Source organism: uncultured Amaricoccus sp., assembly GCF_937891315.1.
Taxonomy (GTDB): domain Bacteria; phylum Pseudomonadota; class Alphaproteobacteria; order Rhodobacterales; family Rhodobacteraceae; genus Amaricoccus.
In genome coordinates this window covers 54,757-68,314 of record NZ_CALAGI010000094.1, presented here as the reverse complement: position 1 = coordinate 68,314, position 13,558 = coordinate 54,757, and the positions used below count along the sequence as shown (strand labels likewise).

The 13,558-nt window shown below is 69.8% G+C and carries 11 protein-coding genes; 2 read left to right on the top strand and 9 right to left on the bottom strand.

All coding sequences use genetic code 11. The annotated features are described in order from the left end of the window. Positions 1-830: 830 nt before the first annotated feature. The 7 genes from lepA to Q0480_RS08670 all read right to left on the bottom strand — a co-directional run bounded on the left by lepA (position 831) and on the right by Q0480_RS08670 (position 8,802). Entirely contained in the window at positions 831-2,630 is a 1,800-nt protein-coding gene (lepA, locus tag Q0480_RS08700; protein WP_299132086.1) for a translation elongation factor 4, read from the bottom strand. A gap of 85 nt (positions 2,631-2,715) precedes the next feature. Then, positions 2,716-3,879, bottom strand: coding sequence for a LytR C-terminal domain-containing protein (locus Q0480_RS08695; protein ID WP_299132085.1), 1,164 nt, complete (start codon positions 3,877-3,879; stop codon positions 2,716-2,718). A gap of 430 nt (positions 3,880-4,309) precedes the next feature. Beyond that, the gene (locus tag Q0480_RS08690; RefSeq protein ID WP_299132084.1) at positions 4,310-5,470 is read right to left on the bottom strand and encodes a hypothetical protein; all 1,161 of its coding nucleotides are present in this window, start codon (positions 5,468-5,470) and stop codon (positions 4,310-4,312) included. 191 nt (positions 5,471-5,661) lie between these two features. Beyond that, positions 5,662-6,288, bottom strand: a complete 627-nt coding sequence (locus Q0480_RS08685) for a CoA transferase subunit B (RefSeq protein WP_299132082.1) — start codon at positions 6,286-6,288, stop codon at positions 5,662-5,664. An 11-nt stretch (positions 6,289-6,299) separates the two neighbouring features. Beyond that, on the bottom strand, positions 6,300-6,995 hold the full coding sequence (locus Q0480_RS08680; protein WP_299132080.1) for a CoA transferase subunit A: 696 nt from the start codon (positions 6,993-6,995) through the stop codon (positions 6,300-6,302). 208 nt (positions 6,996-7,203) lie between these two features. Beyond that, positions 7,204-7,827, bottom strand: coding sequence for a ParA family protein (locus tag Q0480_RS08675; protein WP_299132079.1), 624 nt, complete (start codon positions 7,825-7,827; stop codon positions 7,204-7,206). A gap of 111 nt (positions 7,828-7,938) precedes the next feature. Continuing rightward, positions 7,939-8,802 carry a helix-turn-helix domain-containing protein gene (locus Q0480_RS08670; protein ID WP_299132078.1) on the bottom strand — a complete coding sequence of 288 codons (864 nt, stop codon included), beginning with the start codon at positions 8,800-8,802 and terminating at the stop codon, positions 7,939-7,941. A gap of 136 nt (positions 8,803-8,938) precedes the next feature. Between Q0480_RS08670 and Q0480_RS08665 the strand changes: the two genes are divergently transcribed. Then, positions 8,939-9,814 (top strand): hypothetical protein, encoded by an 876-nt coding sequence (locus tag Q0480_RS08665; RefSeq protein ID WP_299132077.1) that lies wholly within the window; start codon positions 8,939-8,941, stop codon positions 9,812-9,814. Between the two features lie 39 nt (positions 9,815-9,853). On the opposite strand, the gene Q0480_RS08660 is transcribed toward Q0480_RS08665, so the two are convergent. Together Q0480_RS08660 and ssb are read right to left on the bottom strand one after the other, a co-directional pair. Continuing rightward, positions 9,854-12,256 carry a ligase-associated DNA damage response DEXH box helicase gene (locus Q0480_RS08660; RefSeq protein WP_299132076.1) on the bottom strand — a complete coding sequence of 801 codons (2,403 nt, stop codon included), beginning with the start codon at positions 12,254-12,256 and terminating at the stop codon, positions 9,854-9,856. A 40-nt stretch (positions 12,257-12,296) separates the two neighbouring features. Next, complete coding sequence (gene ssb, locus Q0480_RS08655) at positions 12,297-12,764, bottom strand: single-stranded DNA-binding protein (protein WP_299132075.1); 468 nt, start codon at positions 12,762-12,764, stop codon at positions 12,297-12,299. A 197-nt stretch (positions 12,765-12,961) separates the two neighbouring features. Here ssb and Q0480_RS08650 point away from each other — a divergent pair, with 197 nt between their 5' ends. After that, a complete protein-coding gene (locus Q0480_RS08650; protein ID WP_299132074.1) occupies positions 12,962-13,546 on the top strand; it encodes a lytic transglycosylase domain-containing protein in 585 nt (194 codons plus the stop codon). Positions 13,547-13,558 lie beyond the last annotated feature (12 nt).

Genomic DNA, 13,558 nt, shown 5'->3' with positions numbered 1-13,558 from the left:
AGACACTCTTTCCCTACACGACGCTCTTCCGATCTATCTGCCAGTGCCCAATATCCACCTGACCGCGCAGATGCAGCGCGTAGGGCGGACCTCGGTCCGCCTTTGAGGCGGTCGGTCGGGAGGTGGGGGCGGGAGCAATGGCTCGCCTACCACGCGCGGTTGATCGCCGCCTTCGAGCGCATCGTGGCAGAGTCCGGCATCGGCCGCCGCCGCGACGCCTTCCGTTCGGGGCCGCGGTCGGGGTCGTGCGGGGCGCATGTGGTATACTATCTGGCGCTGGACGGCGGGGTGATCGGTTCGTCCGGGTGCTGCACGCGCGGCAGCCAGCATGCGGCGACGTCGCGGCGGAGCGAGGGTGGGTGCTAGCATCCACCCTACTTGCTTGCTGGTTTGGGCCGGCCGTGATCACGCGGAACGTCGGTTGCTCCGTCTGTTCCAGGCTGGGCGCAATGTTCGGATCAGTCCTTCCTCTAGCCCCGCGATCAGGTCGACGGGCAACCCGTTCCAAGTATGGGTAGGCGGAACGAGCGTATAAACCTCAACTGTCTTCCCGAGCGCAATACAGGTCAGGATTTCTTCCCGAATGCGCGCGGCTGTACGCATGGTCTTCGTGGTCGCGTACTGACGAAAACGATTGTGGAGGCCTCGCTGTGCTGACCCTATATAGTGTACGGTGTTGTCAATCACGTAGGCGTACACACCGGGCTCGCGCGCGCTCGTGAAGTCCAGCTCGATCCCTTGGTAGAGGGAACTGGGTTGCCAGCAGCCCAACCTACGGAAACCTGAACCCACCAATTCAGATACTGTCACTGCTCGGCTTTCTGAATCGTTCACCCATCCATCTTCAGCGCCGAGATGAACGCCTCCTGCGGGATGTCCACCTTCCCGAACTGGCGCATCTTCTTCTTGCCGGCTTTCTGCTTGTCGAGGAGCTTGCGCTTGCGGGTCGCGTCGCCGCCGTAGCACTTCGCCGTCACGTCCTTGCGCAGCGCGCTTAGCGTCTCGCGGGCGATGATGCGGCCGCCGATCGCGGCCTGGATCGGGATCTTGAACATGTGCTGGGGGATCAACTCCTTCAGCTTCTCCACCATCGAGCGGCCGCGGGCGTCGGCCCTTGCGCGGTGGACCATGGTCGAGAGGGCGTCGACCGGCTCGTCATTGACGAGGATCTGCATCTTCACCAGATCGTCTTCCTGGTAGCCGGTGACGGCGTAGTCGAAGCTGGCATAGCCCTTGGTTACCGATTTCAACCGGTCGTAGAAGTCGAAGACTACCTCGTTCAGCGGCAGGTCATAGACCACCATGGCGCGGGAGCCGGCATAGGTCAGGTCGAGCTGCACGCCGCGGCGGTCCTGGCAGAGCTTCAGCACGTCGCCGAGATATTCGTCCGGCACGAGGATGGTCGCCTTGATCCGGGGTTCCTCGATATGGTCGATGCGCACCGGGTCGGGCATGTCGGCGGGGTTGTGCAGCTCGATCATCGTGCCGTCGGTCCGATAGACGCGGTAGACGACCGAGGGCGCGGTGGTGATCAGGTCGAGGTCGTATTCGCGCTCCAGCCGGTCGCGGATCACTTCGAGATGCAGCAGGCCGAGAAAGCCGCAGCGAAAGCCGAAGCCAAGGGCGGCGGAGGTTTCCATCTCGGAGGAGAAGCTGGCGTCGTTGAGCTGCAGCTTCTCGATCGCGTCGCGCAAAGCCTCGAAGTCGGAGGCATCGACCGGGAACAGGCCGCAGAACACCACCGGGATCGAGGGCTTGAAGCCGGGCAGGGGCTCGGTCGTGCCCTTGCGCTCGTGGGTGATGGTGTCGCCGACGCGGGTGTCGCGCACCTGCTTGATCGAGGCGGTGAGAAAGCCGATCTCGCCGGGGCCGAGTTCGTCCACCGGCTGCATTCCCGGACGGAAGACGCCGATCCGGTCGACGGGATAGAGCGCGTTGGTCGACATCATGCGCACCCGGTCGCCCTTGGCGAGGCGGCCGTCGATGATGCGCACCAGCACGACGACGCCGAGATAGGCGTCGTACCAGCTGTCGACCAGCATCGCCTTCAGCGGCGCCTCGGCGTCGCCGCGCGGCGCGGGCAGGCGGGTGACGATGGCCTCCAGCACTTGCGGGATGCCAAGGCCGGTCTTGGCCGAGATCTGGATGGCGTCCGATGCGTCGATGCCGATCACGTCCTCGATCTGTTCCTTGACGCGGTCGGGCTCGGCGGCGGGCAGGTCGATCTTGTTGAGGACGGGGACGATCTCGTGGCCGGCGTCGATCGCCTGGTAGACATTGGCGAGGGTCTGGGCCTCGACGCCCTGGGAGGCATCGACGACCAGCAGCGAGCCTTCGACGGCGCGCATCGAGCGGCTGACCTCATAGGCGAAATCGACATGGCCGGGGGTGTCGATGAGGTTCAGCACATAGGCCGCGCCGTCCTTCGCGACATAGTCGATCCGAACGGTTTGCGCCTTGATGGTGATGCCGCGCTCGCGCTCGATATCCATCGAATCGAGCAGCTGCTCCTTCATCTCGCGGTCGCTGACCGTGCCGGTGGACTGGATCAGCCGATCGGCCAGCGTGGATTTGCCATGGTCGATATGGGCGACGATCGAGAAGTTGCGGATGCGGGAAATGTCGGTCATGGCCGGCGATATGCGGTGCTTTGCGCAAGGCCGTCAAGGTCCGGGGATGGCCCCGGATCAAGGCGGCGGCGCGGAAACGGCGCCGTCAGTCCGGGGCGCGGGTCTGCAGGATCTTGAGGATCGCCTCCGGCGTGTCCACGGCGCGGCGCGTCGGGGCGGTGCCGGCGAGCCAGACCTCCAGCGTGCCGCCGCGCGGCGAGGGGCGGAAGGAGGTGAAGTCGCGGGCGATCGCCCCGTCGCCGAGCGTCGTGGCGATGCGATGCGCCGCCGCCGCGTCCTCGGCGTGGAAGTAGCGGACGTTCGTCCCGGCGACGGAGTCGCGGGCACCGGCCCGTCGCACCTCGGGGAAGCCGGCGGCGGCGAGTGTCGCGACCACGCTCTCGGCTCCGGCGCGGCCGACGCTGGGCGGGGCGTGGACGAAGACCCGGACACCGGCGAGCGCGGGGTCGGTCTCGGGCTCGTCGACCGGTTCCGATATCTGTTCCGGCGCCTCCGCGGCGATCTCCACGTCGGCGAAGTCGGCATTCTCGCCCTCGGATATCGCACCGTTGGCGAAGGTCACCTCCTCCACCGCGAGGCCGGCCTCGCCCGGCGCGGTCACCGGCTTCGGGCGCGGATAGGGCCGACCGCTCAATGTGGTGGAAATCGGCTCCGGCGCCACCGCCTCGACGACGACGGCCTCCGGCGCGGCCGGGGGAACGAGCGCGGCGGCGACTGGCGGCGTGGCGGCCTCCGGCGCATCCGCGACCTCGGCCGGCGCTTCCGGCTCCGGGATGGCCGCGGCGGGGACGAAGGCGGGCGCCGTCTCGGCCACGGTCTGGGGGGCGCTCGTCGCCACGGCTTCCGGCGCGCTGGCGACTTCGGGTGCCTCGCCCCAGGGGCCGAAGGTGGCGACGGCGGCGCCGATCAGCAGGCCGGCGACGAAGAAGCCGCCGACAAGCGGCGCGGCCCGCGGTCCGACGCGCTTGATGAGCGCCATCGTTCCGGTGCCCAGGGCCGGCCAGGACGGCGCGGGTCGGTGCGTGGTGCCGAGGCGGGGCGCCGGAATGTCGGTGCGCGGCCGCATCGTCGCGGATTCGGTGCGCAGCGGCGGCCGGGGCGTGTCCCGGGGCGCGTCGGACAGCGCGGGATCGTATGCCGGCGGCTCGGAGCGCGACGTGACCGCGTTCACCGCGAGACCGGCTCGGGCGGCCTCGGCCGCTCGCTGGTTGGCGAGGGCGACGGCGCGCCGGGCGCGCGCGTCCTTCAATCGCTCTTCGAAAGCCGCGAGGTCGACGCCCTCTGGCCGACCGGCCCGGTTCTCCGGCCGTTCACCCGTTTGTCCATGGACTCGATGCACCTGCCCATCCTTCGCCACTGCCCGCCCCCTCTCGCCACGCCGGGTATGTCCTTCAGACGAAGGACCCCGATCTCTTCCGCGTGGAATGCCTGTGCCGCGCGGCCGGTCAAGCGACCCTGCCCGAAGGCCGGCCGAAATGGGAACCGCGGTCACCGACGCCTTTCGCGGCGTTTTTCGGCTTTCGCGTCGTCCTCGAGAAAAAGGCTAGGCGAAGCGGTATAACACGTCAAGCGAAGGTATTGATTCAAGGCGCGATCGGCCGATCGGCGCTGGTCAGCGCGGTACCGGTTGTCGCTGGCCGATTCCCGCCGCGGTTGAAGCCGATCGCAACGAGGGATCCCTAGCGTGAACGGCGTCCGCCATTTCCATCGCCGCCACCGCGTCCGTCGCCGCGGGAGTTGGAGCCGCGGTTTTTTCCCTTGTCGGCCCGAGACTTGTCGTTTGGGCGACCCGAGGCGTTTCGCGACGCGCGGTCTTCGCGTTGCCAGGACGTGACCCCCGAGGAGCCGTGTCCGGACTTGCCGGCAGCGGCCCGGCCGTGGCCGGCGGCCGTTCTCCTGGTCGTGGCGGTGGCGCCTTTTGCCTGGCTCCGTCCGATCGTGTTCGCACTGGTGTTTTTCGTCGGCCCCTTCGCCGCGGCCTTTTCCGTCGCGACCGTTTTTCGTGTGGTCGCGACCTTCTTCGCGGCGCTCGTCTTCTTCGCGCCCGCCTTGGTGCCCGCCTTGGGGGCATCGACGGTGCCGGCGCGATGATGATCCCCCGCGCCGGAGACGGCGTCGCGCAACAGGCGCGCAAGCGCCGCGAAGGGCGAGATGATGGCCGGCTGGTCGCGCGGACCGGCCACGGGCGCCCGCGTCTGACGCGCGGTCCGCGTCGCCTTGGGCCGGGCCGGGATGACGGCGGGCAGAGACGCCGGTCGCGGCGCGGGCCGAGTGGCGCCCACGGCCGGAATGAAGGCCGGAGGTACGAGCGCGGCGGCGGCGGCCGCGGGCGTCCCGGGCTCGGCCCCGGGCAGGGCGATCACCACGGCGGCGAAGGCCAGCGGCGCCAGCGACGGCGGAACCATGGCCTCGGCCGGCGCGGGCCCGGGCGAGCCGACAAGACCGGCCAGCCGTTCGCCAAGCGCCTTGCCCCAGATCAGGCCGGCGAGGAGCAGGGCGACGACGAGGAGGGTGACGACGAGGAGGGCTGTCGACATGCGCGGCCGGTCGGACGAGGCGCGCCGCGCCGCGAGGCTGCCCGCCGGCTCCGCGCCTTGCCCCGGCTGGGCGACGAGCGGCGGCGGCGCCGCGCGGGCGATCCGCGCCGTCTCAGCCGCCTCGCGCGCGGCGCGACGTTCGGCGAGCGCCTTGGCACGCCGGACCCGCGCGACGGCGAGCCGCCGTTCAAGTGCTACGGGATCGAGCAGGTCGGCGAGATCCGGGACGCCGGTCGCGTCCCCGCGGGTCGGCGCGTGGTCGGTCGCCTGGATGGCGCGAAATGGGATCAGGCGCGGGCGCATGCCCGGAACCTAGCCAACCGCCACCGCCGACGCCAGATCAGGTATTAACCATGGTTGAAGGTCGCCAGCCCGTAACCATGATTGAAGGTCGCCAGCCCGCGCCGCGGGCGTGAGCAATGGGGCTCGGCAATGGAGAGCGGCGCGGCGCGTCGGATCGCCACGCCGATCAATCCGCGATCGGACCCCCGCGATCAGACCAGCGTCGCCTCGGTGCTGGCGCGGACCTCGGTCTCGCTTACGCCGTCGGCGAGTTCCACGAGCTTCAGGCCGCCCGGTACCACGTCGAACACGCCGAGATTGGTGATGATCCGATCGACCACCGCCTTGCCGGTCAACGGCAGCGTGCATTCCTTCAGCAGCTTGCTCTCGCCGTGCTTGCTGGTGTGGTCCATGATGACCACCACGCGGCGCACCCCGGCGACGAGATCCATCGCACCGCCCATGCCCTTCACCAGCTTGCCCGGGATCATCCAGTTGGCGAGATCGCCCTTCTCGGACACCTCCATCGCGCCGAGGATCGCCATGGCGATCTTGCCGCCGCGGATCATCGCGAAACTGTCGGCCGAGGAGAAGAAGGCGGTGCGGTCGAGCGCGGTCACCGTCTGCTTGCCGGCGTTGATGAGATCGGCGTCGACCTCGGCCTCGGTCGGGAACGGGCCGATGCCGAGCATGCCGTTTTCGGACTGCAGCGTCACATCGACGCCGTCGGGGATGTAATTGGCGACGAGCGTCGGGATACCGATGCCGAGATTGACATACATTCCGTCTTCGAGCTCGGCCGCCGCGCGGGCGGCCATCTGGTCACGGTTCCAGGGCATGGCGAACCTCCTCAGGCGGCGCGGATGGTGCGCTGTTCGATGCGCTTTTCGTGGGAGCACTGGATCAGGCGGTGCACATAGATCCCGGGGGTGTGGATCAGGTCGGGGTCGAGGCTGCCGCGCGGCACGATCTCCTCGACCTCGGCGACGCAGACTCGGCCGCAGGTGGCGGCGTTGGGATTGAAGTTGCGCGCGGTCTTGCGGTAGACGAGATTGCCGGTGTCGTCGGCCTTCCAGGCCTTGACGATGGCGAGATCCATGACGAGGCCGGTCTCGAGGATATAGGTCTCGCCGTTGAAATCCTTGTGCTCCTTGCCATCGGCGATCACCGTGCCGACGCCTGTCTTGGTATAGAAGCCCGGAATGCCGGCGCCGCCGGCGCGCATCCGCTCGGCCAGCGTACCCTGCGGATTGAATTCGAGTTCCAGTTCGCCCGAGAGATACTGGCGCATGAATTCGGCGTTCTCGCCGACATAGGACGAGATCATCTTCCGGATCTGCTTGGTCCGGAGCAGGATCCCGAGGCCGAAATCGTCGACGCCGCAGTTGTTGGAGGCGACGGTGATGTCCTTGGTCCCGCTGTCGCGGATCGCTTCGATCAGGTTTTCCGGGATGCCGCAGAGGCCGAAGCCGCCGGCCGCGATCGTCATGCCGTCGAACAGCAGACCCTCCAGGGCCGCCGCCGCGGAAGGATAGACCTTTTTCATCTTGTGCGCCTTGTTGGTCCGGGAAATTCCGGCCCTGCCTGAGCGAAGCGATGGCCTCTGTCAAGTCCCGGCGCCGGCGCGGCGGGACGCATGCGCGCTTGGCTCTTCCCCGCGCGGTCTGGCCGGGCATGACCGCCACGATGACAGGCGGCCGGACCGATCTTCACCCGCGCGCCCCCTCCGGAAGCTTCCTCCGGGAAGCGGCGCGTCAGAGGCGGTTGAGCAGGGCGGCCAGTTCGGCGCGCAGGCCATAGACCTCGGCGGCGGCGGTGGAGCGCGGTGATTGCTCCTGCGCCGCGCGGCCCGACAGCAGCGACTGGCTGAAGCCGATCCGGTTGCCGAGTTGGGTGGCGAGCAGCGACGCCCGCGCGTCGCCGAGCGCGCCCAGCACCTCCTCGAGCGAGCCGTGCCGGGGCGGCATGCGGTTCAGCAGGATGCGGAGCGGGGTCTTGGACTTGCGCGCGGTTTCGACCACCGGCCCGAGCGCCCAGACATCCATCACCGACGGCTGGCAGGGGGCGACGATCAGGTCGCTCTCGCGGATGATGGTCTCGAGCAGCGTCGAGGCGGCGCCGGGACAATCGACCAGCACGAAGTCGTGCGCGCGTTTCGCCGTCTTGGCGTCGGACGTGGCGCGATAATCCTTGGACTCGATCAGGACGAGATTCTCATCCTTGCGCATGCTTGCCCAGCGCGTAAGGGATTTCTGGGGATCAAGGTCGATCAGGGCGACGGTCCGGCCAGCCTCGACCCAGGCGGCCGCGAGATGGGCGAGAACCGTGGTCTTGCCCGAGCCGCCCTTCTGTTGGGCGAAAGTGATGACATGTCCCATATGCCGCGGCTCCCTGATCTTTTGACCCTTTATATAGACAATTGGGGGTCTGTGAAGCAGGAACTGCGCGCGATACGATCCGCGCGCTCGCGGCTAGCCTCGGGCCCGCGGTCAGGACGACGCGGACCGGGCCGCGGGGCTGGCCCCGAACGCCGCGCGGTAGTGCCGGGCGAAATGCGCCCGCGAGGCATAGCCGACGGCCAGCCCCGCGGCCTGCGATCCGTCGCCGGCGGCGATGCGCCGCGCCGCCGCCTGCATCCGCTCGCCACGCAGGATCAGCGCGAAGCGCGCGCCCTCCGCCGCCAGCCGCCGCCGCATCGTCGATTCCGACAGGCCGAGATCCCGCGCCACCTCGGCCGCCGACCAGCCCCGCGCCAGATCGCCCCGCACCAGCCGCGCCACCCGCTCCGCCACCGACCGGTCGAACAAGGCCCGCCCCGCCGGCACGCTGTGCAGCAACGCCAGCAATTCGGTCAGCCGCGCCGACCGCACCGCCGTCCGCGCCGGCCCGTGGGTCGGATCCGTCGCCAGATCCGCCGCCGCGCGCAGCACCGCGTCGACCAGTCCCTCGCTCAGCCGCACGCTCAGCGCCGCCGCCCCGGAACCGGTGGGCGCCTCCAAATCCGGCAGGTCTTCGGGCCGCACTTCCACGATCAGCGACTGATAGGAGCCCCGCCGCTCGCCCGGCAGGTTCAGCACATCCATCGGCACCCGCGCCGGCAGTACGAACAGCGTCCCGGCCTCGAAGGCCTCCACCGTGTCGCCGCGCCACACCTCCTTGCGGCCGGCCAGGACGACGCCGACCAGCGGCAGCGGCAAATCCACCGCCAGCAGCCGCTCGCGGCGCAGCGCGCAATAGGAAAACAGGCCGCGGCCCTGCGGCAGCACGCCGGACGCCTCCGCCGCGCGAAACCGCCCAAGGCCGGCGAGGAGACGCGCCGCCAGCAACGGCGCCTGTGCGGGATGCTCTGTCATGGCCGCGACGATAGCGCGACGCCCGGCGCCGCCCAAGCGCGCTTTGACCGGAACGGGTCCATGCCCGACCGGATCGGGCGCATCCGCGGCGCCGCCCCGCGCTACGCCGAGGGTTCCCAAGCAACGGAGCTCCGCAGTGAACCGCTTCCTTCCCCTCGCCCTTGGCCTCACCCTGCTGCCCGGCTTCGCCGCCGCCGCGCCGCGGGTCATCCCCGGCTTCGCCACGCCGGAAAGCGTGCTGATCGACGGGGATCGGCGCTATGTCTCGAACATCGGCACCACGCTGGACCCGCTCGCCAAGGACGGCGACGGCTTCATCAGCAGCCTCGGCGCCGACGGCACCCTGATCGACCGCCACGCCTTCCCCGCCGACGGCACGACACTCGACGCGCCGAAGGGCATGGCGATCACCGGCGGACGGCTCTATGTCGCCGACATCGACCGCGTCATAGGCTTCGACATCGCCACCGGAATCCGCGGCTTCGAGGCGTCGCTGCCCGCCGGCGGGCCCAGCCTCGCGAACGACCTCGCCGCCACCGGCGATGGCGCGCTCCTCCTGTCCGACACGCTGCGCGGCGCCGTCTACCGGCTCGACCCGGCGACGCGCGGCTGGACCCTGCTGACCGACGCCATCCCCGGCGCCAACGGCATCGTCTACGACGCCGCCACCCGCGCCGCGCTGGTCGCGGGCCTCGGCGCCGACTTCTCCGGCGGCGACCTCTACACCCTGCCCGAAGGCGGCCCGGCCCGCCGCGTCGAGGGCGGCCCGCACGGCATCCTCGACGGCCTTGCCCGCCTGCCCGACGGTCGGTTGCTGGTGTCGGACTGGATCGCCCTCAGCCCGCCCACCCCCGGCCGCCTGCTGCTGCTCCGCCCGGACGGGACCGACCCGACCCCGCTCGACCTCGGCATTCCGATCCTCGGCCCCGCCGACTTCGGCGCCGCCGCGGACGGCACCCTGTGGATCCCCGCCACCCTCGGCGACGCCGTCGTCGTCGCCCCGCCTTCGTGAAGGAAACCCGCCAAGCCCGCCGCGCGTTTCATCCGTACTTTACGGCGTCAGCCCAGCTTCGGCGAGCAGGGCGTCGGCCGCCTCGCGCAGGAGCCGGGCCTCGCCGCGGCCCTGGATCGGCACCTGCCCGACCTCGAGCAGCAGCGGCGCGGCGAGCGGGGTGACGCATCGCGCCGCGCTGACATCGATGCGCCCCGCGACGCGGGCCAGCATCTCCTCGATCCGGCTGAAGTCGACCAGCCCGCGGCCGGCCTCGGCGCGGGTGATCCGCAGCAGGAGATGCTCCGGGTCGTGGCGGCGCAGCGTGTCGTAGAGGATATCCGACGAAAAGGTCGCCTGCCGACCGGACTTGCGCAGGCCGGGCAGGTTCTTCTCGATCAATCCGGCGACGGTCGCGGCGTCGCGAAAGGTGCGCTTCATCACCGCGTTCGCCCCGAGCCAGCCCTCGAGCCCGTGCCGCAGCCCCTCGGGCGAAAGCAGCGCCGCGGGGTCCGCCACCGGGTCGAGGCCCCAGATCATCAGCGCGTAGTCGTTGGCGACGAAGCCGAGCGGATGCAGCCCCGCGGTCTCCATCCGTCGGGTGACGAGCAGGCCGAGCGTCTGGTGCGCGTTCCGCCCGGCGAAACCATAGAGGCAGAGATACCGGCGGTCGCCACGCGGGAAGCTCTCGATCAGCAGCCGGTCCGGCCGGGGCAGGGCGCCGAACCGCGCCTGGGTCTCGAGCCAGTCGCGCATATAGTCCGGCAGCGCCGCCCAGCCGGCGGGATCGGCAAGCAGCTCCATCACCCGATGCGACAGCCGGGTCGAGGTGGCGAGCTTGGTGCCCATGAAGGCGGCGATCTTCGGGCTCGCCGTTGCCTGGCGGCTTACCTCGACCACCATCTCGCGCAGCGACTCGAAGCGCACGGTCTGACCGCCGATCAGGAAGGTGTCGCCCGGGGCGAGGGTGGCGGCGAAATCCTCCTCGATCTCGCCGAGCGCCGAGAAGCTCGACTTCATCCGCACCTGGAGCTTCTCGGTATCGACGATGGTTCCGACATTCATGCGGATCGCGCGCGCCCGGCGCGGGTCGCGCAGCCGCCAGAGTCCGTCGCGGAGCATCAGCCGTCGCCAGCGGTCATAGGCGCGCAGCGCGTAACCGCCGGTGGCGCAGAAATCGAGGCAGGCGTCGAAATCCGCCCGGGTCAGCGCGGCGTAAGGCCGGGCTTCGCGCACCTCGTCGAAGAGGGCGTCGGCCGCGAACGGTCCGGCGCAGGCGATCAGCAGCAGGTGCTGGCAGAGCACATCGAGCGCGCCCGGCCCGCGTGGCTCACCATCGAGATCCCGCGCGCGCACCGCCGCCAGCGCCGCGTGGCATTCCAGCACCTCGAAGCGGTTGGCCGGCACCAGCACGGCGCGCGAGGGCGCGTCGTAGCGATGGTTCGCCCGGCCGATGCGCTGGACCAGCCGCTTGACGTTCTTCGGCGCGCCAACCTGAATCACGAGATCGACGTCGCCCCAGTCGATGCCGAGATCAAGGCTGCCGGTGGCGACGATTCCGCGAAGTTCGCCCGCTACCATGGCCGCCTCGACCTTTCCGCGCGCTTCGCGGCTGAGCGAGCCATGGTGCAGTCCGATCGGCAGCCCTTCGTCGTTCTCGGCCCAGAGCGCCTGGAAGAAGAGCTCGGCCTGGGCGCGGGTATTGATGAAGACGAGCGTGGTCCGCGCGGCCCGGATCAGATCCATCACCGCGGCGGCGGCGTAGCGGCCGCCCTGTCCCGCCCAGGGCGGCGGTTCCGGTGTCCGAAGGATCGAGATCGCCGGATCAGGCCCCGGATCCGCGAACAGCGGGCGCGCGTCGGCGCCGAGATAGGCGGCGAGCGCCGGTGGATCCTCGACCGTCGCCGACAGCCCGACCCGGCGCAGCCCGGGCGCCAGCCGCGCCAGCCGCGCGAGCCCGAGCATGAGCTGGTCGCCGCGCTTTGACTCGGCGAGCGCGTGGATCTCGTCGAGGATCACCCGGCGCAGACCGCCGAAGATGCGCGGCGCTTCCTCGTAGGACAGCATCAGCGCCAGGGATTCCGGCGTGGTCAGCAGGATATGCGGCGGATCGGCGCGCTGGCGGGCGCGCTGCGCCGCGCCGGTGTCGCCGCTGCGATCCTCGACCCGGATCGGCAGGCCGAGCTCGGTGACCGGGGTGAGAAGGTTGCGCCTTACATCCGCCGCCAGCGCCTTCAGCGGCGAGACATAGAGCGTGTGGAGCCCGGGTGCGGGATGATCGCCGAGTTCGGCCAGGCTCGGCAGGAAGCCGGCGAGCGTCTTGCCGCCGCCGGTCGGTGCGATCAGCAGCGTCGCGGGGTCACCCGCCCGCGCCAGCAGCTCGATCTGATGCGGATGGGGCGTCCAGCCGCGCCGCGCGAACCAGTCGGCGAAGGCGCCCGGCAGCGCGTCGGACCGGCTCATGACCCCGCCGACCCGCGCGCGCCCCGCGCCTTGTCACCCGCTAGAAGGGGATTTCGTCGTCGATCTGGCTGGCCGAGCCGCGTTCCACCTGTCCGCGGCTGTCCTGACCGCCCCGGCGATCGTCGCCATAGCCGCCGCTGGCACCGCCGCCCTCGCCGCGACCATCGAGCATGGTCAGTTCCGAGCGGAACGGGCGCAGCACGACCTCGGTCGTGTAGCGGTCCTGGCCGGACTGGTCCTGCCATTTGCGGGTTTCGAGCTGGCCCTCGATATAGACCTTGGCGCCCTTGCGCAGATATTGCTCGGCCACCCGCACCAGCGGCTCGGAGAAGATGGCGACGGAATGCCATTCCGTGCGCTCCTTGCGCTCGCCCGAATTCTTGTCGCGCCAGTTTTCCGACGTGGCGATGCGCAGGTTGCACACCTTGCCGCCGTTGCCGAAGGTGCGAACTTCGGGGTCCTGGCCGAGATTCCCGATCAGGATCACCTTGTTCACGCTGCCCGCCATGCCATCACCTCTTGTCGCCTAGCGCCGCTTCGCGCCCCCGATGCACGGCCCGCGCGAAAGTTGGCTTGTTGTAGGGTTAACGGCCGGTGAAGAACAGAAACAAAGCTGACAGGCCAGATTTTTTTTGCCATAGTCCGCCCCGCTCCGGGAACGGCCGGACGGCGGAGAGCAGGCCGCTGACAGGAAGACGAGGGACCATGCGAAGCTTTGTGATCGCGCTCGGCGTAACGTTCGGGCTGGGCGGGTCGGCCATGGCCGACGCTTCCCTGAGCGCCTTGCTGAGAAACCAGTCGAACCTTTCCCCGGAATACCGCACCCTGATCCGCCAGCCGGTTCCGGGCGCGCTGGCCGGACAGCCGCGGCGGCCGAAGATCATCGAGGTCGATGTCTACGCGGGCATTCCGGCCTATGGCGGATCGCCCGGGGTCTATCAGGACATGGCACGGCAGGCCGCGCGTCGGCATCGGGTGCCGGAGGATCTGTTCCTGCGGCTGGTCCATACGGAATCGCGATTCCGTCCCGCCGCCAAGTCGAACAAGGGCGCGATCGGCCTCGCGCAGCTGATGCCCGGCACCGCGCAGGTGCTGGGTGTCGATCCGCATGACCCGAAACAGAATCTCGAGGGCGGCGCCCGCTATCTCAGCCAGCAATATCGCCGCTTCGGCGACTGGCGTCTGGCGCTCGCCGCCTACAACGCCGGCCCCGAGGCCGTGCAGAAATACCGCGGCATCCCGCCCTACAGCGAGACGCAGCAATATGTGAAGAAAATCCTCGGCCGGTAGAGCGTCCAATCC

Coding starts and splice junctions, on each gene's coding strand:
- lepA (WP_299132086.1), bottom strand. CDS start 2,630: ATGACCGACATTTCCCGCATCCGCAACTTCTCGATCGTCGCCCATATC.
- Q0480_RS08690 (WP_299132084.1), bottom strand. CDS start 5,470: ATGCGCCCGCGCCTGATCCCATTTCGCGCCATCCAGGCGACCGACCAC.
- Q0480_RS08685 (WP_299132082.1), bottom strand. CDS start 6,288: ATGCCCTGGAACCGTGACCAGATGGCCGCCCGCGCGGCGGCCGAGCTC.
- Q0480_RS08680 (WP_299132080.1), bottom strand. CDS start 6,995: ATGAAAAAGGTCTATCCTTCCGCGGCGGCGGCCCTGGAGGGTCTGCTG.
- Q0480_RS08675 (WP_299132079.1), bottom strand. CDS start 7,827: ATGGGACATGTCATCACTTTCGCCCAACAGAAGGGCGGCTCGGGCAAG.
- Q0480_RS08670 (WP_299132078.1), bottom strand. CDS start 8,802: ATGACAGAGCATCCCGCACAGGCGCCGTTGCTGGCGGCGCGTCTCCTC.
- Q0480_RS08660 (WP_299132076.1), bottom strand. CDS start 12,256: ATGAGCCGGTCCGACGCGCTGCCGGGCGCCTTCGCCGACTGGTTCGCG.
- ssb (WP_299132075.1), bottom strand. CDS start 12,764: ATGGCGGGCAGCGTGAACAAGGTGATCCTGATCGGGAATCTCGGCCAG.
- Q0480_RS08650 (WP_299132074.1), top strand. CDS start 12,962: ATGCGAAGCTTTGTGATCGCGCTCGGCGTAACGTTCGGGCTGGGCGGG.